We start from the raw sequence: 20,447 nt of genomic DNA on the forward strand, positions 1-20,447 counted from the left end.
TCCCCGTCGCCCGGCGCGACGCCGGCCGACGCCACCCCACCGAGGATCGTCACCTCCCGTCGCGCCCCCGGAGCCCACCGCGTACGCCCACGCACCGGTGTCCCGCCGGAGCGCGCGTACGAACGAATCCACGGCATGCGAACCTCCCCCTCGGCACGACTCCCCGTACGACCGCTCATGATGACAGGGGCCACTGACAACCGGTCGTCCAGCCGTCACTCGTCGTGATCAGGGAAGGGGGGCGGGCGATGGCCGGTCAGTGGGGTCGGCGGGTGTTGAGACGGGCGGCCCGGCGCGTCGGGCATCGAGGCCCGGAGCCGCTCGGAACGTCGCCGGGAACGCGGTGTGAGGCGATGACGCCGGCTCGTGGTCCTCGGAGACCGCGTGCTCACCCTGACGCCGTTGCGGCGGCGCGACACAACTGCCCTTCCGGCCTTCGCGGTTATAGTTCCAGGCAGCGTCGCGTGCCGGTGGCGGACGAATCGTCAGGCATGGAGGCGTCGTATCGAAAGGTGGCTACGGCCATTCCCACCCCGATTTCACAGAAGATCACGCTTTACCCCGCCGAGAACCGGTTCTCCGGCCCCCGACCCGCCGCCCTCGTCCTGCCCGGCGGCGGCTTCCGGGAACTTCCACCGCACGAGGGCGAAGGCTACGCGCGGTGGCTGTCCGGCCTCGGCATCCACGCCTTCGTCCTGTCCTACCGGCTGCTGCCGGACCGGTTCCCGGCCCCGCTCGAAGACGCCCGGGCCGCGTTGGACCACATCCGCAACGGCGACCACGGCCTCGACGTCGGCCGGGTCGGCGTCATCGGATCAAGCGCGGGCGGCCAACTCGCCGGCCTGCTCATGACCGGCCGGGTCCTGTCCATCGAGGAGGGCGTCACCGACCCGCCCCGACCGGACTTCGCGATCCTGGCCTACGCGCTGGCCGACCTCGACCTGCTGCCGCCGCCGGTGGTCGAGAACCTGCTCGGTGACCTGCTGCCCATCAAGGACGAGCTGTCCCCGGCCAGGCACGTGGACGCGTCGGTGTGCCCGACCTTCGTATGGGCCACCGCTCAGGACCCGCCGGGCCTGCCCAACGCCCTGGAATGGACCCGGGCGCTGGCGGCGGCCGCGGTACCGGTGGAGCTGCACGTCTACCCGGGCGGCAGCCACGGTATCGGCCTGGCCGACGGCGTGGAATACGGCGGCGAGTCGCACAAGTTCATCGCGCGCGAGCCGCACACCGCGTCCTGGACGACCGCGTGCGCGGCCTGGCTGCGACGGGAGGGCGTTCTTGCCGACTGACCGCGTCACCGCCTGGGGCGTGGAACTGCGGCGGGTGCACGGCAAGCTGCGCGATGCGCTGGCGCTGGCGCGGGCGGGACTGGACGGCGGCGACCCCTCCGACGCCGCCACCGACCTGCTGTTGTTCTGCCACGGGTTCTGCGCTGCCCTGTCCGGCCACCATCGCGCCGAGGACGGTTCGCTGTTCCCCGAACTGGTACGGGCACGACCTGACCTGGCGCCGGTGGTCGCGAAGCTGACTCAGGACCACAACATGATCGAGCACCTCATCGGCGGATTGCGGAAGGCGGTGGCCGACTCGACCGACCCGGAGGTGGCACACCGTCACCTGGACGGGATCGAGGCGGTCATGGAGACGCACTTCACGTACGAGGAGAAGCAACTGGGAGCGGTGCTGGACGGCCTGGACGCCGACTTCGACCGCACCGAGATCTTCGGCCCGCTGAGCTGAGCCGCGTCCCGTTCGCGCCGCCCGCCGACGGCGCGAACGGGAATCCCCCCCGGGTTCGAGTGGAACCGCCACCGCCTCGCCCGGATTCCGAACCGCGACCGGCCCCCCGCCACACGAACCGAAGGGCGCGAGGTGGTGCGCGGCTTGCCCGCCGGACGGCTCACCACCGGTCTCCGCCTCCTCGCGGCCGAGTACGCCCGGTTCCCGGGTGGACCGCAGAGTCGTCGGTGTCGGGCAGAGGGACGTACGGGGATGTCCTCATACGATCCCGGGCCGCCGGTCCGCCGCTGCGGGGGAGGAGGCAAGATCGTCCCATGACACGTAGAGCGCTGGGCATGGGGCCGACCACGAACGAGTCGGCCGCGGGGACGACGGGGGAGAGGCTGCTGCCCGTGGAGCGGTTGCTCGGCTCGCAGGGAGCCAGGGCGGCATCCGAGAGTGGGCAACAGGCGCCGGAGGGGGGACGGCAGTCAGGCCGACGAACGCTGCGCCTTGCGCCCGAGGAAGCGGACGGCACCCCGGACACGGCTGTGTGAGAGCCACGGCGTCCGTCCGGGAGGACGGCTCTGTCCGCGGAAGTGAGCAGCGCTTCGGAGGGCGTGCGACGACTGGCCGGTGATCCACACACGCACGGGTTCCAGCAGCCCGGAACAGGCTCGACGGGCCGCTCGCGTGGCCCCGGGGCTCAGTCCCGGCGCCACACCAGCGTGTAGCGCCAGAACAGTCGGCGGCGCAGTCGTGCACCGGGCAGGACGCGTCGGGTCTCCCGGACGATCTCGGAAAAGCTCATGGTCGCCGGACGGACCGGCGCCGTCGTCGAGGCCGGTGGGGGCGCCGTGCGGCCCTTGTTCCTGATCCAGCCCGTGGCGGCGTTCAGCGGAAGGGCGGCGGCACCGAGCAGGTGGTCGCCGGGGGTCCGCGCACGCCAGAGACCGACGACCACCAACGTCCCGCCGGGCGTCAGGCGCCGGCGGAAGTGGGCGAGGGCGTCGGTGAACGGCAGGTGGTGAAGGACGGCGACGCAGGTGATGACGTCGTAGGAAGCAGCGGGGACCCCGGTGAGCGCGTCCGCGGCGATGAAGGTCACCGGAGCGTCCGGAGAGGTCAGTTCCCGCGCCCGGGCGACGATCGCCGGATCGGAGTCGACCGCGTCCACCGCCGTGGCGCGCGTGGCCAGGAGCCTGGCCAGGTCGCCGGTTCCGGAGCCGACGTCCAGGGCCGTGCGGAAGCCTCCGGGGAGCTGCCGCATGATCCACCGGTGGTAGTGGGCGTTGTGGTCCCAGGGGTGGGCGGCGTTGAACCGGTCGAGGGCGTGCAGGAAGCGGTGCGGCAGTGTCGTCATGTCATGAGTCCCTCCCAGTAATCCTGTCTCCACGGCCAGCTCGGCAGCGTCCGCGGCCGCCTCTCCCCGGTCCGACCGGGAACGGGACCGGGAACAGGAACGGGGTCAACGGCGCTTGTCCGCACCGCACTTCTTGCATATCGCCATGGGCATCAGGTTGGTGTCGAAGTGCTGTCCGTTCTCCCGCACGGAGTCACTTCCGCTCGTCGTACCGCTTGACGGCGGTGAGGAAGACATCCACCAGTTCGTCGGGCATGGAGTACCCCTTGACCTTTCCGAAGCCGGGGCCCTGTGCCTGGATCGGGGGCTGCATCCCGGCCGGCCACCAGCCCTCGCGGACTCCGCGTTCCAGGACGCGCTTGAGGGCGCCGCTGTGGCCGCGGAGGCTGCCGCCGTCGGTGCGGAGGTCGTCGTCGTCGACGAAACCGTCGTGGTCGGCGGCCATGCGGACGATGTGGCGTGCTCGTGCGGGCAGGGTCCGGTAGTACTGCAGGGCGCGTTCGACGGTCCACGTGGCGTCGACGTCGACGTGGGCGGCGTGCTTCTCGAGGAGTGCGAGGAGCTGGTCCCGGAAGTCGTCGGTGGGATCGTCGATCGTGACGGTGATGCGCAAGATCTCTCCGTACCAATAGACGTGGATGTGACGAGGACGGTAGCAGTTTCGTGCGGGTGGCGACCGCGCGCGGTGGGGCCGCCGTGCGTCTGGGGCGTCGTCAGGCCTCCAGGAGCGCCTCGGATGGTTACCTCAAGTAGCCCCGTATAATTTCCGTTATACAAGGCTATCCTGACGGAGGGGCACGTGGCCGACTCCAGCGCCGTGGAAGTGGTCGACGCCGAACTGGTCGACCGGGACGAGGCGCGGGCGCTCCCCGTCCCGGCGGAGGCGCCGGCGCCCCGGCCGCTCGTCGACCGGCACACCCTGCTCCGGCCGAACGCCCCGATCCCGACGACGGCCGACCAACCGGTCTACACCGAAGCCGACTTCCGGATCTCGCAGGAGACGGCCGGCCTGATCGACGGGGCGCCGCCCGCCAACACCTCCCGCACGTACGGCTCGGCCCTCGGACAGTTCACGACCTGGTGCGCGCAGAACGGACGGGTGCCGATGCCGTGCACCACGGCGACCTTCGTGGAGTACGTCGGGCACCTGGTGCAACGCGACCTGGCACCCCCGTCCGTCCAGGTCCACATGTCGGCGATCCGCTCCGCCCACCCCGACGGACAGCAGCCCGGCACGAAGGAGGCCCGGCAGATCCTCCGCAAGCACGCCCGGGACTGGGCCCGGCGCCGCGCGCCCAGGAAGGCGCCGCCGATCCGTACCGCGGCCCTGTCCGCCATGGTGGCCACCTGCACCGCGACCGACGACCGCGCACGGCCGAAGGCCCTGCGGGACGCCGCGCTGCTCACCCTCGGGTGGGGGATGCTGTCCCGCCGCAGCGAGCTGGCGAACCTCCTGATCGAGCACCTGGTCGTGGAGGACGACGGCGTGACCGTGCGCGTGGCGTTCTCCAAGACCGACCAGGCCGCCCACGGCGAGGACACGTTCGTACCGGCCGACCCGGACGACCCGTCCCTCTGCCCCGTCGTCCGCGTGCGCGCGTGGCTGGAGGAGCTGCGCCGCCACGGCATCACCTCCGGCCCCCTGTTCCGGCACATCACCCGCGGCGGCACCATCCGCCCTCGCTCCGGGCCGCGCGGCGACTTCCTCAGCCCCGACGCGGTCGGGAACATAGTCAAGACCCGCGCCCGGCTCGCCGGGGTCAAGGCTCCCGGCGGTCGCGCGGTGACCGCGCACGGCCTGCGCCGGGGCCCGGCGCAGGAGATCTCCGAAGCGGGAGGGGACCCGACCGCACAGGGCCGGTGGAAGCCCGGTTCCCCCACGGTCCGCAAGCACTACATCGAGCCGGCCCGGGGCAAGACGGACAACCCGCTGCATGCCGTCCGGGTCAAGTCACGCGTACAGAAAGCTACTTGACCAGCCATCATTCTGAGCATCACATGACGATCGGTCGAGGAAGGATCATGGTGACGTGCCCGGTGTCCGGCGGGGCATCGCCTGCGCAACGCGGTCCTCGTGCCCGTCGCCACCGGACCTGCTCGACCGCGTCGGCGGTGTGATCTACGAATGGATCTCCCATGCGACGCACGTCCTGCCCGAAGCATGCTCGAAGGTGGCCGGCCAGTAGTACATGAACGGGTTGCCCGATTCCAGAGCGTCCGTCACGGCGCGGACGAACTCGGTCAGGCTCGAGCCCCACAGGGTGCCGTCCAGATCGCCGGAGCCGATGCCCATCTCGTACACGTGCCCGTACGTGGGGCCGGGCCGGTGATCGACGAACGCGACACCTCCGTCGTTGGGCAGCGCGAACGGCACACAGAGATGCAGATGACCGGCGAGGTCCTCCTCGTCCCACAGCTCGGCCTCGGTGTTGTCCTCACCGACTTCCACAAGGATTTCGTGCATCGACGCGATCTCAGAGGTCGTGCTGAGCCGATGGCCCAGCGGCAGGATGCTGCCGGCCGGGAAGACTCCCGGCCCGGGTCCGCTGCTCGACTCCGGCTCGACGACACCGTTGCGCCGCTCCAGCAGCCTCCTGAGCTCGGGGTGAAGGGCGAAGCCCAGTTGCATCTCCAGCTCGGAGATCTCGGCAGCGGTTGCCGGTGGTCGAAGTGCGGCGTGATCCGCCGGCGAATGGGCGGCCAGCCACGACTCGAACCGGGTCCATGCCTGATCGAACAGGATGACGTTCGTTGCTGTCATGGGCAGACGATAGACGGCGGCTCTGACAGGACCGCCGTCCTCGCAGGGGCGTCTGCCGACGAGGGGACGTGGGCGTTGCTATGTCGTTTCGCCGACGTCCGTGACCATGCGGACGAGGGTGTCGACGAGTTCGTCGGCGGTGGTGTGCCACTTGTCCGTGTCGAGGTGGCCGCTGAGCTCCATGCCCGCGATGCCGTGGGCGCTGGTCAGCAGCAGGGCGCCGTAATGCCGTGCGTTCCGCTCTCCCGCGAGGGCGGCGACGATGTCCAGGAACTCGTCCTGAAAGCGTTCGGCCGCGCGGTCGGCCACGGCCGGGTCGCCTTCCGGCCCGCATAGCTGACGCCGGATGCGATCCATCCCGTCACCGAGTTGCCCAGGAAGGTTCGCACGCCGCCTGAACAACACCTGGTACAGGTGTGGCTGGTTCCGGCCGACATCGATGAGGGCGCGGAGAGCGCCGCGCAGCTTCTCGGAGGCAGACAGGGACGGGTCGGTTCGAAGGGCGTGCACCTGGTCGCCGATCCGTTCCCAGCTTTCGGCCGCGACGGCGGTCAGCAGGCTGTCCTTGCCCGTGAAGTGCCGGTACGGCGCTCCCCGGGTCACGCCTGCCCGCGCGCCCACCTCGCGCAAGGTGACCGCTTCGGGGCCGCCGAGGTCGAGGAGCTCGGCGGCCGCGTCGAGCAGAGCGCGGCGGGTGGCGGCGGCGGACTCGGCACGGGTGGTCATGACCTCCATCATACAGTTGACAGCGTCATCTGAACCGGTACCGTAGTCAAGGTGACAACGTCATCTGAAACCCAGAAGTTGATCGTCGTAACCGGAGCCTCCACGGGCATGGGCGCGTCAGCCGCCCGCGAACTGGCTCGCCGGGGATTTCACGTCCTGGCCGGCGTGCGACGCGACCGTGACGCCGACGCCATCCGATCGACCGGCATCGAGCCGGTCATCCTCGACATCACCAAGTCCGAGCAGGTGGAGGCACTCGCCGCGCGGGTCGCCGACGACCCGCGCGCGCTGCACGCGCTCGTCAACAACGCCGGCGTCCAGGTGAACGCCCCGGTCGAAGCCCTGCCGATGACGGAGTGGCGGCGGGTGTTCGAAGTCAACCTCTTCGGCCACATCGCCGTCACTCAAGCGCTCCTGCCCGCGCTGCTGCGCAGCAAGGGTCGTGTGATCAACATCAGCTCGGTCGGCGGCAAGTTCGCCATGGCCACATACGGCGCGTACGCCGGCGCGAAGTTCGCCCTGGAGGCGGTCAGCGACTCGCTCCGCCGGGAGGTCGCTCCGCTGGGCGTACAGGTGGTCGTGGTCGAGCCCGGCGGCGTCCGCACGGAGATGGCTGCCCGCGGGGTCGAGACGGCGAACCACCTGGCTGCCCGGATGACGCCGGAGCAGGGCGAGCGTTACGGCAGCCTGGTCCAGGCGAACAACAAGTTGATGACCTCGGGCACTGCTTCGGGCCTGACCGCCGACGCCGCCGCCCGGGTCATCGCGAGGGCCGTGACGACGCGCAGACCACGCACCCGCTACACCGCCGGCCGGGATGCCGCCCTGATCATGCGCCTGGGCCCGATGCTGTCCGACCGCACGCTCGACCGCGTCCTCGCCGCCAACCTGCGCCGCCACTACCCGAAGGGAGCCGTTGGCCGACGAGGTCTCCACGAACGGCTCCGTCCCGTGTGGTGCGGCCACCGGTGAGCTCGCAGTCAACGGACAACTCGCCCTCCTGCCCGGGGCGAGGACTCTCCCGGCGTCAAGCCGCGGGCTCATTGCACGAGCGTCGCCCCGCGGCCGGCTCGCGCCTCTACTCGTAGTAGAGGGTCGCGGTACAGTCATGGGTATGGCAGCGGACGAGACGAGCATCAAGGTGAGTGTGGCGGCGCGTGACCGGCTGGCCCGGCTGGCGGCCGAGCGCGGCACGACCATCCGCGCCCTGGTCGAGGATCTCGCGCAGGGCACCCCGACCCAGGCCGAGTACGCCGAGCGTGCCGAGCTGGCCCGTGCCGAGCTCGCCTCCGCTCTCGGCGCCGCGCCGAGTCCCGAGGCCGAGGCGAAGGCACGGGTGCTGCTGGAGCGCCTGGGCGGGACGCGGCACGCCCCGCAGGCAGCCGCGTAGTGGGGGCGATCCCGGTCGTCCTGGACCACACGACCGCCACGGCGCTGTACGACCCGAAGGACCCGTTCAACGAGGCGGTCGCCGCGTTCTACGTACAGGCCTCGGGCGGGCTGGGAACGCTGTACGCGCCGGTGCTGTCGCTGACGGCCGGCGACGCCGAGCGGCCCGGGCTCCTCGGCTACGTCAAGGGACTGCGGTTCATCCGCATCGAGGCCTTCGACACCGACGCCGCGGTCACCGCCACCGAGCTGCTGCGCTTCGGGCACTCCTGGGCCGCCGTCCACGCCATCCACGCCGCCCGGCCCTCCCCCGCCCACCCCACCGGGCGCTTCCTGCTCACCCTGACGCCCAAGGCATACGCGGGGACCGGCGTCCAGGCCGTCCACCCCGACCAGTAGGCGCCCGTCCGCGGGAGCGGAGGGGCGGCACCTCTCAGCTCGAGGAGACGGGACGACGCGGGGCGGCACTGCCCGCAGCAGCTCCCACGGCGGACACGAGCCCGGCCGGCGCCCGCACGGACAGGCCGCTGCCGACGCTCATGCGGATCACCGCGGTGGTCGCGTGGACGGACGGGTGAAGCGGCCGGACGGCGCCGACCACGACGCTCCGCACCGGCCGGCACGGGACCGAGTGTGATCGCCAGCGGCGTGTCGGCTCCAGGTCCCACCGGTCTCTCTGAGGGGACGACTGGTGGTCTTGTCGTGGTGGCCAAGGGCGTCCGCGACGACTGGGGCGGGCAGTCCTCGTGTCGGGCCGCCTGTCGGTCAGTGGGTGTCGGTGCGCTTCTCGAGGCGGGTGCCGTGGCGAAGGGTGATCGACATCAGGTCACTGGGGGCGTCCAGTTCCAGGCGGTGCCGGCGACCGCGGGGGACGATCACGGCGGTGCCCGCCCGCAACCGCACCACGTCCTCGGCCCCGCCGGGCGTGTCGGGACGGAAGTGCGGAGGGTTCTTGTCGCCCCGGGCGGCGAGGGGCGCCCTCGCTCCGCGCGGGGTGGTGGTGGGGGCGGCTTTCCTGGCGAGTGGGCCGCCTGCCCGGGCCCGATCACTCGGCAGGCGCCTGCCGGCTGTGGTCCCTGACCGACTTCTCGATGGTGCGCGCACACGCGGTGAACATCTCGACCTGGTCAGGGGTCAGATCACGTACGGAGATCTGCTCCAGGGTGCGCCACATGTCGGCGATGGGCTCCCGCAGGGCGCGGCCGGCATCGGTGAGGCTGACCACCATGACCCGCCGGTCGTGGGCGGCGGGCTCCCGGGTGAGCAGTCCGGCCTCCTGCATGCGGCGCAGTGACTTGGAGACGGTGGAGTGGTCGAGGCCGACCCGCTCCAGCAGTTCCGCCTGCGTCTGACCGTCGCGGTCGAAGAGCTGCATCAGCAGCAGCTCCTGTCCCGGGTGCAGGTTCAGGGCACGCAGCATGGCGGCGGCGTGAGCGCGGTGGGCGCGGGCGAGCTGGAAGATGGCGTAGCTCAGTCGCCCGTCGCGCGCCGCGTCCGGTGGCTCCGGTGAGGTGGTGTCGGACATTGCTGCTCCCTCGTCACAAGAGTGGGGTGATCGGTCAGTCGACGGTGAGGACGATCTTGCCTCGGTTGTGGCCGGCGTCGCTGGCCTGCTGCGCCTTGGCGGCCTCCACCAGCGGGTAGGCGGCGCTGATGGTGGTCACCAGTGTGCCGTCGGCGGCCTGCTGGGCCAGTTCGGCCAGCCGGGCGGCGGAGCGGCGCTGCGGGCCCTCGGCGAAGACGACGCCGAGTTCACGGGCGCGGAAGTCGGCGGTGGTGACGATCCGGTCGGTGCCGCCGCGCAGGACGATGGAGTCCTCCAGTGCGCCCTTGCCCGCGGCGTCGAAGACGGCGTCCACCCCGTCGGGGGCGAGCTCGCGGACCCGCTGGACCAGGTCGTCCCCGTAGACCAGCGCGGTCGCGCCGAGCGAGGTGACGTACTCCTGGTTGGCCGGTCCGGCGGTGCCGATGACGCGGGCGCCGCGGGCGACGGCGAGCTGGACGGCGATGGTGCCGAGCGCGCCGGACGCTCCGTGGATCAGCAGGGTCTCACCCGAGGTGACGCCGAGCAGGTCCAGCACGCGTTCGGCGCCGTCGCTCGCCACGGGCAGGGCGGCGGCGTGCGTCCAGTCCAGGCCGGCCGGCTTGGGCGCGAGGACGGCCGCGGAGGCCAGGGCGTACTGGGCGTAGGAGCCGGTGTCGGACCAGCCCAGGACCTCGTCCCCCGCCTTCAGGTGGTCGACGTCCTCGCCGACGGCGTCGACCACACCGGCGATCTCCCCTCCGGGCACGGCGGGCAGCGTGGTGGGGAAGACGGCCTCCATGACACCGGAGCGGATCTTGCCGTCCACCGGGTTGACGCCGACGGCCCGTACCCGCACACGGACCTGGCCGGGGCCCGGCCGAGGGAGGTCGATCTCCGTCTCGTGCAGGACCTCGGTGCCGCCGAACGCGTCGAAAACAATGGCCTTCATGACTGGGTCTCCTCAAGCGGGATGCCGCGCCGACCACTTTACGTGGCCAGCCACATAAAAGTAACACCGATTGTGTGGCTAGCCAAGTAATTGCTTCGGGCGGGATCCCGGAGGCCGCCCGCCTGCGGCGCGGCCAGGGCTGTCCCCTGCGCGTCGGCGCCGCCCCCGCCGTGCACCACGGGCTCCTGGTCCGCTGCCGGCCGCTCGACGGCAACCAGGACACCCCGGCGACCCCGGCCGGGGGCTGCGGGCCGCCCTCGGAGCCCGGAGGGCCCCGAGGGCGGCGACAACGAGGACGTGCCGGCCGGTTCGCCGCGATAGCCGTGGGCCTTGCGCGGACGGTGATTGAGCTCGTGGGCGATGGCATCCGGGTCGGACCGGCCGGACGTGGGGAGGAGGTCCGCTCCCTGGGGGAGGCGCTGCCGCGGCAGCCGGTCGGTGTGCCCGTCGGCACCTCGCTGCCGGGACGCCGCCTGACGCACCGGCTGCACGTCCTGCCCGCCGACGCCCGCCTGCGGATGACGGAGATCGGCTCCGGGCCCCACACTCCCGGCGTCATCCGCTTCCCCGAGAGCGTGTCACCCACCACCGGTCCTCCACCCGTCCGATACGGATCGACGAGGAGCACCCGGACGTCCCCGGCCACCTCGCCGACCGCGCCCTGCCCGTCGCCCACCCCGTGGACCAGGTGATCACCGCGCTCGCATTCCGTATGGAGGGTCGGACCTTATCCGTCGTCAAACCCTGTTGTCCCTCACCATCGGATCCGATGAGAAAGACGGCGCTTCGAGGTCCCGAAATATCTGGGTCCATTGGGCGCGCCGACGGCCTGTCGCCAAACGTTTCTTTGGCGACAACGAAGACGCGTAGCCCGAAGACCGACGGATCCAGGTGGGGGCGGGGTCGGGGCGGACGGTCCATGCCTGAACGGGCCCCCCGCCGAGCGTCGCGGCGGGTCTTTCCCCCTCTTTTCGCGAACGCGGCAAAAAACGCCGGCTCCAAGGGCGGTCTCGCCCATAAGGCAGGCAAGCAGGCAAGCGGGTGGGTAGGCGCAGGAAGCGCAAGGAGCGATACATCGAACGGCGGAATGCGTGGTACGTCATGCGGTCGACCGTCATGGATTCAGTCGTAAGGACATGGATTCATCAGGTAAGTCAAGACTTACCTTTGGGGAAATTTGACCGTATGGTGTGGCTCGAATCGAAGGAGCCCCCTGTTGTCGAAAATGAATGATCCCGCTGTGCGTGCGGTTGCATCGGAGCAGGAATATGTGTCCTCCTTATACGAGTTGCTCGCCGAGCGGATTTCCGAGGCGCGAGTACGCCGAGCGAGTGTGCTGAAAGCCCCGGCGGAAAGCGCCGGTGAGGCATACGAGAGGGAAAACGCCGCCGAGCGTCTGGCCAAGGAAATCGGCCGACTGGAGGGCGCCGAAAAAGGGCTCGTCTTCGGGCGTGTCGACTGGACGGACGGCACGACCCTGCGCATCGGGCGGATCGGACTGCACACGGAGGAGGACGACCTGCCTCTGCTCGTGGACTGGCGCGCGAACGCGGCGCGGCCCTTCTACGAGGCGACACCGGTCCACCCGATGGACCTGCGGCGGCGCCGGCACCTGCGCCTCGAGGAGCGCACGGTCGTCTCGGTGAGCGACGAACTGCTGGACGGAACCGCCCCGACCGAGAAGGACGTCGTGGGGGACGGCCCGTTGACCGAGGCCCTGTCGGCACGGCGCACGGGCAGGATGCACGCGGCCGTCGCGACGCTGCAGGCCGAGCAGGACGAGATCGTCCGCTCCGCCCACCGCGGGGTGACCGTGGTGCAGGGCGGACCCGGCACCGGCAAGACGGTGGTCGCCCTGCACCGGGCGGCCTACGTCCTGTACGCGTTCCCGCGCGCCGCGGAGGAGGGCGTCCTGGTGGTGGGCCCGAACGCCCGGTTCCTCGACTACATCTCCCAGGTTCTTCCCTCGCTCGGGGAGAACGACGTCGTTCTGGCGACCTGCCGGGAACTGGCCGGAGTGTCCACGGACACGGCGGACCCGTTCGACACGGCGCGTCTCAAGGGCGGCTCCGACCTCGCCGACGCCTTGGCCGGCCTGCTGCGCGTCCACCAAGCCCCCGCCGGTGACTTCACCGTGTGGGTCGGACAGGAACGGGTTCACCTGTCCGGCGAGGAGGTCGCCACGGCACGCGACGCCGCCGTGGCGGCCGTACCGGGGCACAACCCCGCGCGCCAGGTGTTCAAGGAACTCCTGGTCGACGCCGTCACCGGCGCGATGCAACGGGACATGAGCGACCTCCTGGAGCAGATCGACGCCGACGCCGTCAGGATGACGGGCATGGACCTCGACCGGTTCACGGGAGCCGCCCGGCGCCGTGCCGAAGGCGCGCCCGACTCGGCTCCGGCCCACGAGCTGGACCTGGACGCCGTCCGGGCCGATCTCCTCGATGACGCCGGCGTCGACCGGGCGGTCGAGGCGCTGTGGCCGCGGCTGCTACCCGGTGACCTCGTGAAGGCGCTCCTGACGAACGCCGGCGCTCTCGCCGCGCACCTGCCCCGTCTGACCGCGCAGGAGCGGTCCCTCCTGCTGCGCGGTCCGGACGCCCCGTGGACCGATGCCGACGCGCCGTTGCTGGACGAGGCGGCGAGCCTGGTCGACGGACCCCCCGAGCGGACGTACGGGCACGTCGTCGTCGACGAGGCGCAGGAACTGACCGCCATGCAGTGGCGGATGATCGTCCGACGCTGCCCGGCAAGGGCGATGACGCTGGTGGGCGACTTCGCCCAGGCAGGCCCGGTCGCGACGGCACGCGACTGGAAGGAAGCACTGAGCCCTCACGTCGGACCGCGGTTCACCCTGCACCACCTGACCGTCAGCTACCGCACCACGCGGGAGATCCTGGAGAGCGTCCGGGACCTGCTCACGCGGATCGCTCCGGACCAGAAGCCCACACGGTCACTGCGAAGCGGTGAGAGCCCTCGCACCGTGACCACGTCTCCCAACGGGTTGGTCACCGCCGTCGTTCGGGAACTCCGCGCCCAGAGCACCGCGCACCCGGGTGAGCTTCTGGGAGTGATCTGCGCGGACACCAGGGTGAGCGAGCTGATGGCCCAGGGCATCGCTCGTCACGCACGCCTCGTGCCGGCGTCCGAGGCACGCGGCCTGGAGTTCGACGGGGTCGTCGTCGTGAACCCCGAGGAGATCGCCACGGTCCGCCCCGGTGGGGAAAGGGACGTGTACGTAGCCCTGACCCGGGCCACCAAGCGCCTCTGCACCGTCACCGTCCAGCCCGCCTGACGACTCGGCGCCCGGAAGACCCTGTGGCGGATGCTCTACGAGACCGCCGGGCGGGCCGAAGAGGTCCTTGGTGTCGACATCGAGGACCTGGACTTCGCCGTGCGCCGCTGCCCGGTCAAAGCCACGGGCGCCTGAACCGAGGCCCGCCGCTGCGGCCGGGCGCGCGAGGACTTCGTAAGGGAGACGGTCCACGGGGACGTCGGCACTGACCGGCTCCTGTCCCGCCCGATCGAGGGCCGCACCTGCGGCCCGGCGTTCGTCACCCACCGCAAGCCCAACCCCGGCGGCAGGACCGGTTACTCCCGGGGCGTCGGCCAGGGCCTGAACAAGCGCGTTCCGGGCACGATCGGTAAAGGGCTGACGCCCGCCCAGGGTGTAGGTGGCTTGGTCGTGTCCGTTAGAGGAACCCATCGAAGCCGCCTACCTACAGGCCTTCGCAGCCTTCGCCGAAGAGACCGGTGTCGACCAGCTGGCCATCCGCGAGCCGCAGATCGGCGGCTTCGCCCACTTCGGCCTGGAACCACCGGTCGCCGACCACGGCCTGGCGGACCTCTTCCCAGCCGGCCTAACCGGGTTCCACGACGGTGCGCTGGTGCCGGTCGCCGCCGGCCTGGAACTCGTCCGGGCCATGCTCCGCGACAACGGCGCCTGGTGCCGCCTGGAGGTGGAGGAAGCATTCAGCGTGCACGTCGGCTGGGACCAGTACCTCTACATCGGCAGCAACCTGCCCTGCGAAGCGGCGCTCGCCCGCACCCGCTCGCTCGGACTGTTCCCGGAACGTCTGGACGCTTCTCCGTACGAGTTCGCCCCCGAAGACCCACTGCGCATACAGCGCCCGGCCGACGCCGATTTCTGGGCCCGCCTGCACTGGACGGTGAGCGCCTACCGCGCCACGTTCCTGGAGGAGACCTACGCCGCGAACGCCTCCCGCTGGCACCGCCTCACCCGCGACAACATCGAGGCGGTGCGCTCTCATCTGACCCCTCGCGCACAGCTGGCGGTCTGGCCGGAGCTGCTCACCGACGTCGACGCGGCCATGGCCTCCCTGTCCGAGGAGGGACTGGTGGAAGTCGTCTGGGAGGACGGGGACGGGCGGATCAACAGCACGGTCGCGGACGAGACCCAGTTCGAGGCAGTGAGGACCCAGATCAGCGGTGCGCGTGCCGTGGGCGTCGTATCCCTGGCCACTGATGAGCGGCAGCCGCTGTTCACCGCCGTGCTGCCCGACAGCGACGGTGTCCTCCGTGCACGCTGGCAGACCGAGCCGACGCCCAGTGACCGGGACTGGGCGTTCCTGAAGACCCTGCGGCGTGGCCAAGTCGTCACCGGCACGGTGACGACCATCGCCAGCTTCGGCGTCACCTTCGTGGACATCGGCGGCTTCACCGCGATGATCAACATTCCGGAGCTGTCCTGGCGGCCGATCAACCACCCGTCCGACGTCGTCGGCGTCGGCCAGGAGATTACAGCCCAGGTCCTCGACGTCGACATGGTCCGGGAACGGGTGCCGCTGTCGCTCCGAGCAGTGCAGGAAGACCCATGGCCGCAGGTAGCGCAGCAGATCGGGCAAGTGGTCACCGGACCGGTCACCAAGATCGTGCCATTCGGCGTCTTCGTACGGATCGAAGGCCGAGAGGACGGCTTCGAAGGACTCGTACACACCAGCGAGTTGGATGAATCGACCGGAGGCGTCGTCGAGGTTGGCGACGCACTTACCGTGAAGATCATCGATGTCGATCTCGCCCGGCGCCGCATCGCTTTGTCTCAGACGCAGGCCCGCACACCCCGCCATCAGGGAAATCGCCATTCCTGACGCAACGGCTGCCTACACACCCAAGGACGACACCCTCGGACTCGCCTGGTGGACAGAGGACCCCGAGCGCTGGGACCTCCTGCAGAAGGACCGCAGGGACGTCCTGGACGCACTCATCCTCTGCCCGGGGCCGGTCAACCACGGCTTCGCCCGCTTCCGGGGTCGAGGAACATCCGTGTCAGATCGTGCGCTAAGCGTTCGTCGGCCCTGGTGGGCGGCTGACGGTGCACCGATCGCGGGGCCGGTCTGAAGTTCTTCCACAGATAACGCCCTATTATCTGGGGGATCTTGGTTCGTCACCTGCGGTGACGTTCTCCGGGCCGTACGTGAAGCGGCCCTGTTATCCGTGGCAAGGGGGAAGCGGTGCCCACCGTCGTGCAACTGCCGAGCGGGAAGGCACTGACCGTCCGCGCGGCTGCGGACGCCTTCCTCGACTCGCTGCGCAACCCGAACACGGCCCGCAGCTACGGGGTGGGGGTCGGCAAGACCGCCGAGCGGATCGGGGAGGCTCGCCCGCTGGAATCGGTCACGGACGACGAGATCGGCGAGGCCCTGGAACTGCTGTGGGGCACCGCGGCGGTCAACACCTGGAACGCCCGCCGGGCGGCGGTGCTGGCGTGGCTGGGCTGGTGCGAGTCGTACGGCTACGGCGGCCCGGCGGTCCCGGCCTGGACGAAGCGGCTGTCGGTGCCGGACTCCGAGACCCCGGCCCGCTCGAAGATGGCCGTGGACCGGCTGATCGCCCGGCGCGAGGTCCATCTGCGGGAGAAGACGCTGTGGCGGATGCTCTACGAGACAGCCGCACGCGCGGAGGAGATCCTCGGCGTGAACATCGAGGACCTGGACCTCGCCGCCCGCCGCTGTCCGGTCAAGGCCAAGGGCGCCCGCAGCAAGGTCCGCCGCCGCGGGCAAGCCCGCGAGGACTTCGTGCTGGAGACGGTCTACTGGGACGCCGGCACCGCCCGGCTCCTGCCCCGCCTGCTGAGCGGCCGCACACGCGGACCGGTGTTCGTCACCCACCGCCGCCCCGGCCCGGGGAAGGTCGTCAGTCCGCGCGACGTGTGCCCGGACACCGGCCTGGCCCGCCTCTCCTACGGCCAGGCCCGCGCCCTCCTCGATGAGCACACCGCCGTGCGCGGGTCGGGGACCGGCTGGGACCTGCACGAGTACCGCCATTCCGGGCTGACCGAACTCGGCGTGCAAGGCGCCTCGCTGCTGATGCTGATGGCGAAGTCCCGGCATAAGAAGCCGGAGAACGTCCGCCGCTACTTCAAGCCCTCCCACGAGGCCATCTCGGAGCTGACCAGCCTTCTCGCGCCCGGCGACGCGCGCCGTTGACCGGACGGCCGTGCGTCCGGCTGTCCGGGCGAGAGCGCGCTACTGCTGCCTGCTCGTTGTCCGGTGGCGGGGGCCGTGCAGAGGGAGGACAGCGGTGGGACGGGACGCTACTCGTGCACAGTTGAGGTCCCGTTGGTGACGGTGTGGGGCCCGGCGGCTGCGCTGCGGGTCACGCGTCTGGTCCGGCTCCGGTCATGAGGGTGAGCAGGCTGTGGGGGGCGTTGTCGTCGATCATGGTGGTGTAGAAGCCGTCATCGATGGCGTCGATCGCGGCGGCGCGCCGGAACATGGTCTGTTCGTGCGCGGTGAGCGCGGTTTCGCTGTCGTCGGGGTGCGCGGCCAGGGTGCGCCCGAGTTCGGCTCCGTCCAGCATGGCCAGGTTGGCGCCTTCGCCGTTCGGCGCCCGCAGGTGGGCAGCGTCGCCGAGTAGCGTCACCCCGGCCATGCGGTCCCAGCGGTGTCCGGTCGGCAGGGTGAAGATGGGGCGCAGGACCGGCGGGGTGTCGCTGTCGGTGATCAGTGCGGTGAGTTCGGGAGCCCAGCCGGAGAACTCCTGTGCAACCCGGGCGGCGAGGGCGGCGGGGTTGGTGGAGTCCAGGCCGTCGAACCAGTCCAGGGGCCTCTTCAGCTGGGCGTAGGTGTGCAGGGTCCCGTCGCCCTCGCGGTGGGCAAGCAGTCCGGTGGCGGGGGCGAGCGCGAACAGTGATCCGGCGCCCACGGCCCGGGCGGAGGCGGGATGGCGGGTCGGGGCATCGAAGAGGAATGTCTCCACGGCGCTGACGCCGAAGTACTGCGGAGTGGCGGTCGAGAGCAGGGGCCGTACGCGTGACCAGGCTCCGTCGGCGCCGATGAGCAGGTCCGCCACAGCTGTGGTGCCGTCGGCGAAGTCGACCTGGTGGCGGCCGTCGTCCAGGGTGCGGACGGCGGTGACCTTGTGGTTCCAGCGGACGGTCCCGGCGGGCAGGGAGTCCAGGAGCATCTGCCGCAGTGCGCCGCGCGGCGCCTCGGGGCGTTCACCGGTCCCGTTGTCGGGCAGATCGAGGAGCATGTTGCCCGTCCGGTCCATGATCCGGTACGCCTCGCGGCCGGGCAGGATCAGCTTGCGGAACTGCTCGATCAGTCCAGCCGTCTCCAGGGCGGCCTGTCCGCTCTCGGGGTGCAGGTCGAGCAGGCCGCCCTGGCGGCGGGCGTCCGGGGCTGGCTCCCCTTCGTAGACGGTGGATGCGATGCCGTGGATGTGCAGCACGCGGGCCAGGGTGAGGCCGCCCAGACCTGCTCCGATGATCGTGACGGGTGTCTTCATGTGTCCTCCTCGGGGTCCGTGACGCTGATTGGATCGTCACTCCAATCACGCTAACACGTGTTGGATCGTCGCTCCATTCGTGGGATGCTGGAGGCATGGCGAACAGGACCGGGCAAGGACCGGCACGAGCGCCGCGGCGGGCGGACGGCCTGTCGCGGGAGCTGATCATCCGGACCGCGATCGACATGCTGGACAGCGGCGGCGAGAAGGCGCTGACGCTGCGGGCTCTGACCGTGCGCCTCAGGACCGGTTATGGAGCGATCTACCACCATGTCGCGGACAAGGACGACCTGCTCGCCGCAGCCGCCGACCAGGTCATCACCGGCGTCACGGCCAGCACGGCCGACGGCAGCAGCGATCCGCGCACAGCTCTGCGCGCCCTCGCTCTCAGCCTGTTCGACGCGATCGACGCCCACCCCTGGGTCGGTGCGGACTTCTCCCGCCAACCGTGGCGGCCCGCACTGCTGGACTTCTACGAGAGCGTTGGCCGCCTGGTGGGCGACCTCGGCGTCCAGCATGAGGCGCGCTTCGACGCGGCCGGCGCGCTCGTGAACTACGTTCTCGGGGTCGCCGCGCAGAACGCCGCGAACGCACGGCTCCTCGCAGGCGGCGCCGCAGACCGGGAGACCTTCCTGGAGAACGCTGCCCAGCAGTGGGCGCAGATCGATCCGGGCCGGTACCCGTTCGTCCACGCGGCCGCGACCCACTTGAGCGAGCACGACGACCGCGAGCAGTTCCTCGTCGGAGTGGACATCTTCCTCGCCGGCGTAGCCACCCTGCGCTAGATGACTACGGCGGCCCCTGCGTCTGCCGTGTGTCCGTCCGGTGAACAGGCTTGCGGACAGGCGCTGGAATGGGCCTATGGCGACGATGGGAGACAACCCGGGGTGCCATTAACGAGCGTGTCACCAGCCCCAAATGGTGGTGTTCTGCCTGGTGAGCACGCTCTGCGCTGATCTCAAGCGTTGTCGCGGGCGCGTTCGAGGACTCGGTACACCGTCGCGCGGCTGACGCTGAACAGCTCGGCGAGGTCGGCGATCATGTGCTCGCCGGAGGCGTGCTCCTTGACGAGATGGTCCTGCTGGCGGGCCGTCAGCTTGGGCTGCTTGCCCTTTGCCCTGGCGACGGCCATGCCCTCGCGAGTGCGCATCCGCAGCAGGTCGACCTCGAACTCGGCGAAGGTGGCCAGGATGTTGAAAAACATCTTGCCCATCGGGTCGGCTGGGTCGTAGAGGGTGCCGCCCAGCGACAGAAACTGAAGGCGAGCGACGTCGGCCTGGAGCTCCTGACGGGGGAACTCCAGGGCTCGCACGACCCATCCAGCGTCGTGTTCACCGTGCTGGCAGCCCTGTCCGGCATGGAACGCGAGTACATCCGCGACCGCACCCTGGAGGGCCACGAATCCGCCCGCAAGCGCGGCAAGACCATCGGCGGGGCGGGCGTCACCGACGGCGACATGCTGTCCATGGCCCTCCATCTGCGGGAGCAGGAGATGAGCCTGCGCGACATCGCCAACCGCCTCGTCATCACCACCGGCAAGAAGAAAGGACAGCATCCCTCACCCGCCACCGTCATGCGCATGCTCCGCGAACACGACGAACAGAGGGCTTCAATGGCTGAAGGTGCCCGACCAGCCTCGATTCCTTAGCGTTCAATCTTGGAGGATACCGGCGGGACCCCGATCCTCTCAGTCAAGGCCGTCAGAGAGGGCTGCGAGCCAGGTCCGGATAGTTCTCGCTTCGCGCAAACGTCCGAGGCTGGCAAGCATGTCCGCCTGTAGGTTCAGCACCCCACAGAGCGGTGAAAGGAACCGCGCGGGTGCATCTGCCATGAACCTGCGGTAGATCTCCACCGCTTCCCCCGTCGCCCGCAGCGCCTCGGCTGGGTCCTGTTCCGCCACGAAACGCAACCATGCCCAAACGGATAGCGAGCGGGCGAGGTCGGGCTCGTGGGCGGCCGGGTTGTCGGCCGCGAGCCGGCGCCGGATCTCCACCGCCTGCTCGGTAACGGTCAGGGCCTCGCTCCGCCGCCCCACCTCCGACAGCCAGTAGCCGAGGTTGGTCAGCGAGTTGGCGAGGTCGGGCTCGTGGGCGGCCGGGTTGGCCGCCGCAAGCCGGCGCCGGATCTCCACCGCCTGCTCGGTAACGGTCAGGGCCTCGCTCCGCCGCCCCACCTCCGACAGGTGGTTGCCGAGGTGGGTCAGCGAGTTGGCGAGGCCGGGCTCGTGGGCGGCCGGGTTGGCCGCCGCAAGCCGGCGCCA

At 70.6% G+C, this 20,447-nt stretch carries 21 protein-coding genes and 2 pseudogenes; 13 read left to right on the top strand and 10 right to left on the bottom strand.

Annotation, left to right across the window (positions count from 1 at the left end; genetic code table 11):
- The first annotated feature begins 512 nt into the window (after positions 1-512).
- Positions 513-1,292 (top strand): alpha/beta hydrolase, encoded by a 780-nt coding sequence (locus ADK41_RS26545; RefSeq protein WP_199822402.1) that lies wholly within the window; start codon positions 513-515, stop codon positions 1,290-1,292.
- Positions 1,282-1,743, top strand: a complete 462-nt coding sequence (locus ADK41_RS26550) for a hemerythrin domain-containing protein (protein ID WP_030830829.1) — start codon at positions 1,282-1,284, stop codon at positions 1,741-1,743. Before ADK41_RS26545 ends, ADK41_RS26550 begins: the two co-directional genes overlap by 11 nt.
- 685 nt (positions 1,744-2,428) lie before the next feature.
- On the opposite strand, the gene ADK41_RS26560 is transcribed toward ADK41_RS26550, so the two are convergent.
- The gene (locus ADK41_RS26560; RefSeq protein WP_030830835.1) at positions 2,429-3,085 is read right to left on the bottom strand and encodes a class I SAM-dependent methyltransferase; all 657 of its coding nucleotides are present in this window, start codon (positions 3,083-3,085) and stop codon (positions 2,429-2,431) included.
- Positions 3,086-3,278: 193 nt separating this feature from the next.
- Positions 3,279-3,698, bottom strand: coding sequence for a hypothetical protein (locus ADK41_RS26565; protein ID WP_030830838.1), 420 nt, complete (start codon positions 3,696-3,698; stop codon positions 3,279-3,281).
- A 186-nt stretch (positions 3,699-3,884) separates the two neighbouring features.
- Between ADK41_RS26565 and ADK41_RS26570 the strand changes: the two genes are divergently transcribed.
- Positions 3,885-5,060 (top strand): site-specific integrase, encoded by a 1,176-nt coding sequence (locus ADK41_RS26570; RefSeq protein ID WP_030830841.1) that lies wholly within the window; start codon positions 3,885-3,887, stop codon positions 5,058-5,060.
- Positions 5,061-5,204: 144 nt separating this feature from the next.
- Here the strand turns inward: ADK41_RS26570 and ADK41_RS26575 are convergent, their stop codons facing one another.
- Positions 5,205-5,846 (bottom strand): SMI1/KNR4 family protein, encoded by a 642-nt coding sequence (locus ADK41_RS26575; RefSeq protein WP_030830844.1) that lies wholly within the window; start codon positions 5,844-5,846, stop codon positions 5,205-5,207.
- Between the two features lie 78 nt (positions 5,847-5,924).
- Entirely contained in the window at positions 5,925-6,572 is a 648-nt protein-coding gene (locus ADK41_RS26580) for a TetR/AcrR family transcriptional regulator (RefSeq protein ID WP_037804715.1), read from the bottom strand.
- A 51-nt stretch (positions 6,573-6,623) separates the two neighbouring features.
- On the opposite strand from ADK41_RS26580, the gene ADK41_RS26585 reads away from it, so the two are divergent.
- The 3 genes from ADK41_RS26585 to ADK41_RS26595 all read left to right on the top strand — a co-directional run bounded on the left by ADK41_RS26585 (position 6,624) and on the right by ADK41_RS26595 (position 8,360).
- Entirely contained in the window at positions 6,624-7,544 is a 921-nt protein-coding gene (locus ADK41_RS26585; protein ID WP_063756561.1) for an SDR family NAD(P)-dependent oxidoreductase, read from the top strand.
- Between the two features lie 142 nt (positions 7,545-7,686).
- A complete protein-coding gene (locus ADK41_RS26590) occupies positions 7,687-7,962 on the top strand; it encodes a hypothetical protein (protein WP_030830852.1) in 276 nt (91 codons plus the stop codon).
- The gene (locus tag ADK41_RS26595) at positions 7,962-8,360 is read left to right on the top strand and encodes a hypothetical protein (protein ID WP_030830854.1); all 399 of its coding nucleotides are present in this window, start codon (positions 7,962-7,964) and stop codon (positions 8,358-8,360) included. The genes ADK41_RS26590 and ADK41_RS26595 overlap by 1 nt, the downstream gene beginning before the upstream one ends.
- A gap of 366 nt (positions 8,361-8,726) precedes the next feature.
- Here ADK41_RS26595 and ADK41_RS26600 read toward each other — a convergent pair.
- The 3 genes and pseudogenes from ADK41_RS26600 to ADK41_RS26610 form a co-directional block, all read right to left on the bottom strand.
- Positions 8,727-8,903, bottom strand: a pseudogene (locus ADK41_RS26600) (cupin); the annotation flags it as partial.
- Positions 8,904-9,006: 103 nt separating this feature from the next.
- The gene (locus ADK41_RS26605) at positions 9,007-9,486 is read right to left on the bottom strand and encodes a MarR family winged helix-turn-helix transcriptional regulator (RefSeq protein ID WP_030830864.1); all 480 of its coding nucleotides are present in this window, start codon (positions 9,484-9,486) and stop codon (positions 9,007-9,009) included.
- Positions 9,487-9,520: 34 nt separating this feature from the next.
- Complete coding sequence (locus tag ADK41_RS26610; RefSeq protein ID WP_030830866.1) at positions 9,521-10,435, bottom strand: NADP-dependent oxidoreductase; 915 nt, start codon at positions 10,433-10,435, stop codon at positions 9,521-9,523.
- 74 nt (positions 10,436-10,509) lie between these two features.
- Here ADK41_RS26610 and ADK41_RS41155 point away from each other — a divergent pair, with 74 nt between their 5' ends.
- From ADK41_RS41155 to ADK41_RS26630, 5 genes and pseudogenes are all read left to right on the top strand, one after another.
- Positions 10,510-11,127 carry a hypothetical protein gene (locus ADK41_RS41155; protein ID WP_106979521.1) on the top strand — a complete coding sequence of 206 codons (618 nt, stop codon included), beginning with the start codon at positions 10,510-10,512 and terminating at the stop codon, positions 11,125-11,127.
- A 578-nt stretch (positions 11,128-11,705) separates the two neighbouring features.
- The gene (locus ADK41_RS26620) at positions 11,706-13,733 is read left to right on the top strand and encodes a HelD family protein (RefSeq protein ID WP_030830872.1); all 2,028 of its coding nucleotides are present in this window, start codon (positions 11,706-11,708) and stop codon (positions 13,731-13,733) included.
- Between the two features lie 15 nt (positions 13,734-13,748).
- A pseudogene (locus tag ADK41_RS39830) lies at positions 13,749-14,018 on the top strand (site-specific integrase); the annotation flags it as partial.
- 94 nt (positions 14,019-14,112) lie between these two features.
- Complete coding sequence (locus tag ADK41_RS26625; protein ID WP_078662058.1) at positions 14,113-15,546, top strand: S1 RNA-binding domain-containing protein; 1,434 nt, start codon at positions 14,113-14,115, stop codon at positions 15,544-15,546.
- A gap of 363 nt (positions 15,547-15,909) precedes the next feature.
- Positions 15,910-16,884 carry a site-specific integrase gene (locus ADK41_RS26630; protein ID WP_030830878.1) on the top strand — a complete coding sequence of 325 codons (975 nt, stop codon included), beginning with the start codon at positions 15,910-15,912 and terminating at the stop codon, positions 16,882-16,884.
- A gap of 169 nt (positions 16,885-17,053) precedes the next feature.
- Here the strand turns inward: ADK41_RS26630 and ADK41_RS26635 are convergent, their stop codons facing one another.
- Positions 17,054-18,187 carry an FAD-dependent oxidoreductase gene (locus ADK41_RS26635; protein ID WP_030830881.1) on the bottom strand — a complete coding sequence of 378 codons (1,134 nt, stop codon included), beginning with the start codon at positions 18,185-18,187 and terminating at the stop codon, positions 17,054-17,056.
- A 95-nt stretch (positions 18,188-18,282) separates the two neighbouring features.
- On the opposite strand from ADK41_RS26635, the gene ADK41_RS26640 reads away from it, so the two are divergent.
- Positions 18,283-18,972: a TetR/AcrR family transcriptional regulator gene (locus ADK41_RS26640; protein WP_030830884.1), complete on the top strand. Its 690-nt coding sequence runs from the start codon at positions 18,283-18,285 to the stop codon at positions 18,970-18,972.
- A gap of 173 nt (positions 18,973-19,145) precedes the next feature.
- Here the strand turns inward: ADK41_RS26640 and ADK41_RS39835 are convergent, their stop codons facing one another.
- Positions 19,146-19,499: a recombinase family protein gene (locus tag ADK41_RS39835; protein WP_199822403.1), complete on the bottom strand. Its 354-nt coding sequence runs from the start codon at positions 19,497-19,499 to the stop codon at positions 19,146-19,148.
- On the opposite strand from ADK41_RS39835, the gene ADK41_RS42565 reads away from it, so the two are divergent.
- The gene (locus tag ADK41_RS42565; RefSeq protein ID WP_234318928.1) at positions 19,473-19,835 is read left to right on the top strand and encodes a recombinase family protein; all 363 of its coding nucleotides are present in this window, start codon (positions 19,473-19,475) and stop codon (positions 19,833-19,835) included. The two genes, ADK41_RS39835 and ADK41_RS42565, sit on opposite strands and share 27 nt — an antisense overlap.
- Before the next feature lie 39 nt (positions 19,836-19,874).
- Here ADK41_RS42565 and ADK41_RS26655 read toward each other — a convergent pair.
- Positions 19,875-20,447: tetratricopeptide repeat protein (locus tag ADK41_RS26655; RefSeq protein WP_159043991.1), on the bottom strand; the 573-nt coding region annotated here is incomplete at its 5' end.

Origin of the sequence: Streptomyces caelestis (assembly GCF_001279005.1) — a bacterium.
Lineage (GTDB): Bacteria > Actinomycetota > Actinomycetes > Streptomycetales > Streptomycetaceae > Streptomyces > Streptomyces heliomycini.

Excerpts from the sequence above, each read along its gene's own strand:
- ADK41_RS26560 (WP_030830835.1), bottom strand. The coding sequence starts at position 3,085 with ATGACGACACTGCCGCACCGCTTCCTGCACGCCCTCGACCGGTTCAAC.
- ADK41_RS26575 (WP_030830844.1), bottom strand. The coding sequence starts at position 5,846 with ATGACAGCAACGAACGTCATCCTGTTCGATCAGGCATGGACCCGGTTC.
- ADK41_RS26580 (WP_037804715.1), bottom strand. The coding sequence starts at position 6,572 with ATGACCACCCGTGCCGAGTCCGCCGCCGCCACCCGCCGCGCTCTGCTC.
- ADK41_RS26590 (WP_030830852.1), top strand. The coding sequence starts at position 7,687 with ATGGCAGCGGACGAGACGAGCATCAAGGTGAGTGTGGCGGCGCGTGAC.
- ADK41_RS26605 (WP_030830864.1), bottom strand. The coding sequence starts at position 9,486 with ATGTCCGACACCACCTCACCGGAGCCACCGGACGCGGCGCGCGACGGG.
- ADK41_RS26610 (WP_030830866.1), bottom strand. The coding sequence starts at position 10,435 with ATGAAGGCCATTGTTTTCGACGCGTTCGGCGGCACCGAGGTCCTGCAC.
- ADK41_RS26635 (WP_030830881.1), bottom strand. The coding sequence starts at position 18,187 with ATGAAGACACCCGTCACGATCATCGGAGCAGGTCTGGGCGGCCTCACC.
- ADK41_RS26640 (WP_030830884.1), top strand. The coding sequence starts at position 18,283 with ATGGCGAACAGGACCGGGCAAGGACCGGCACGAGCGCCGCGGCGGGCG.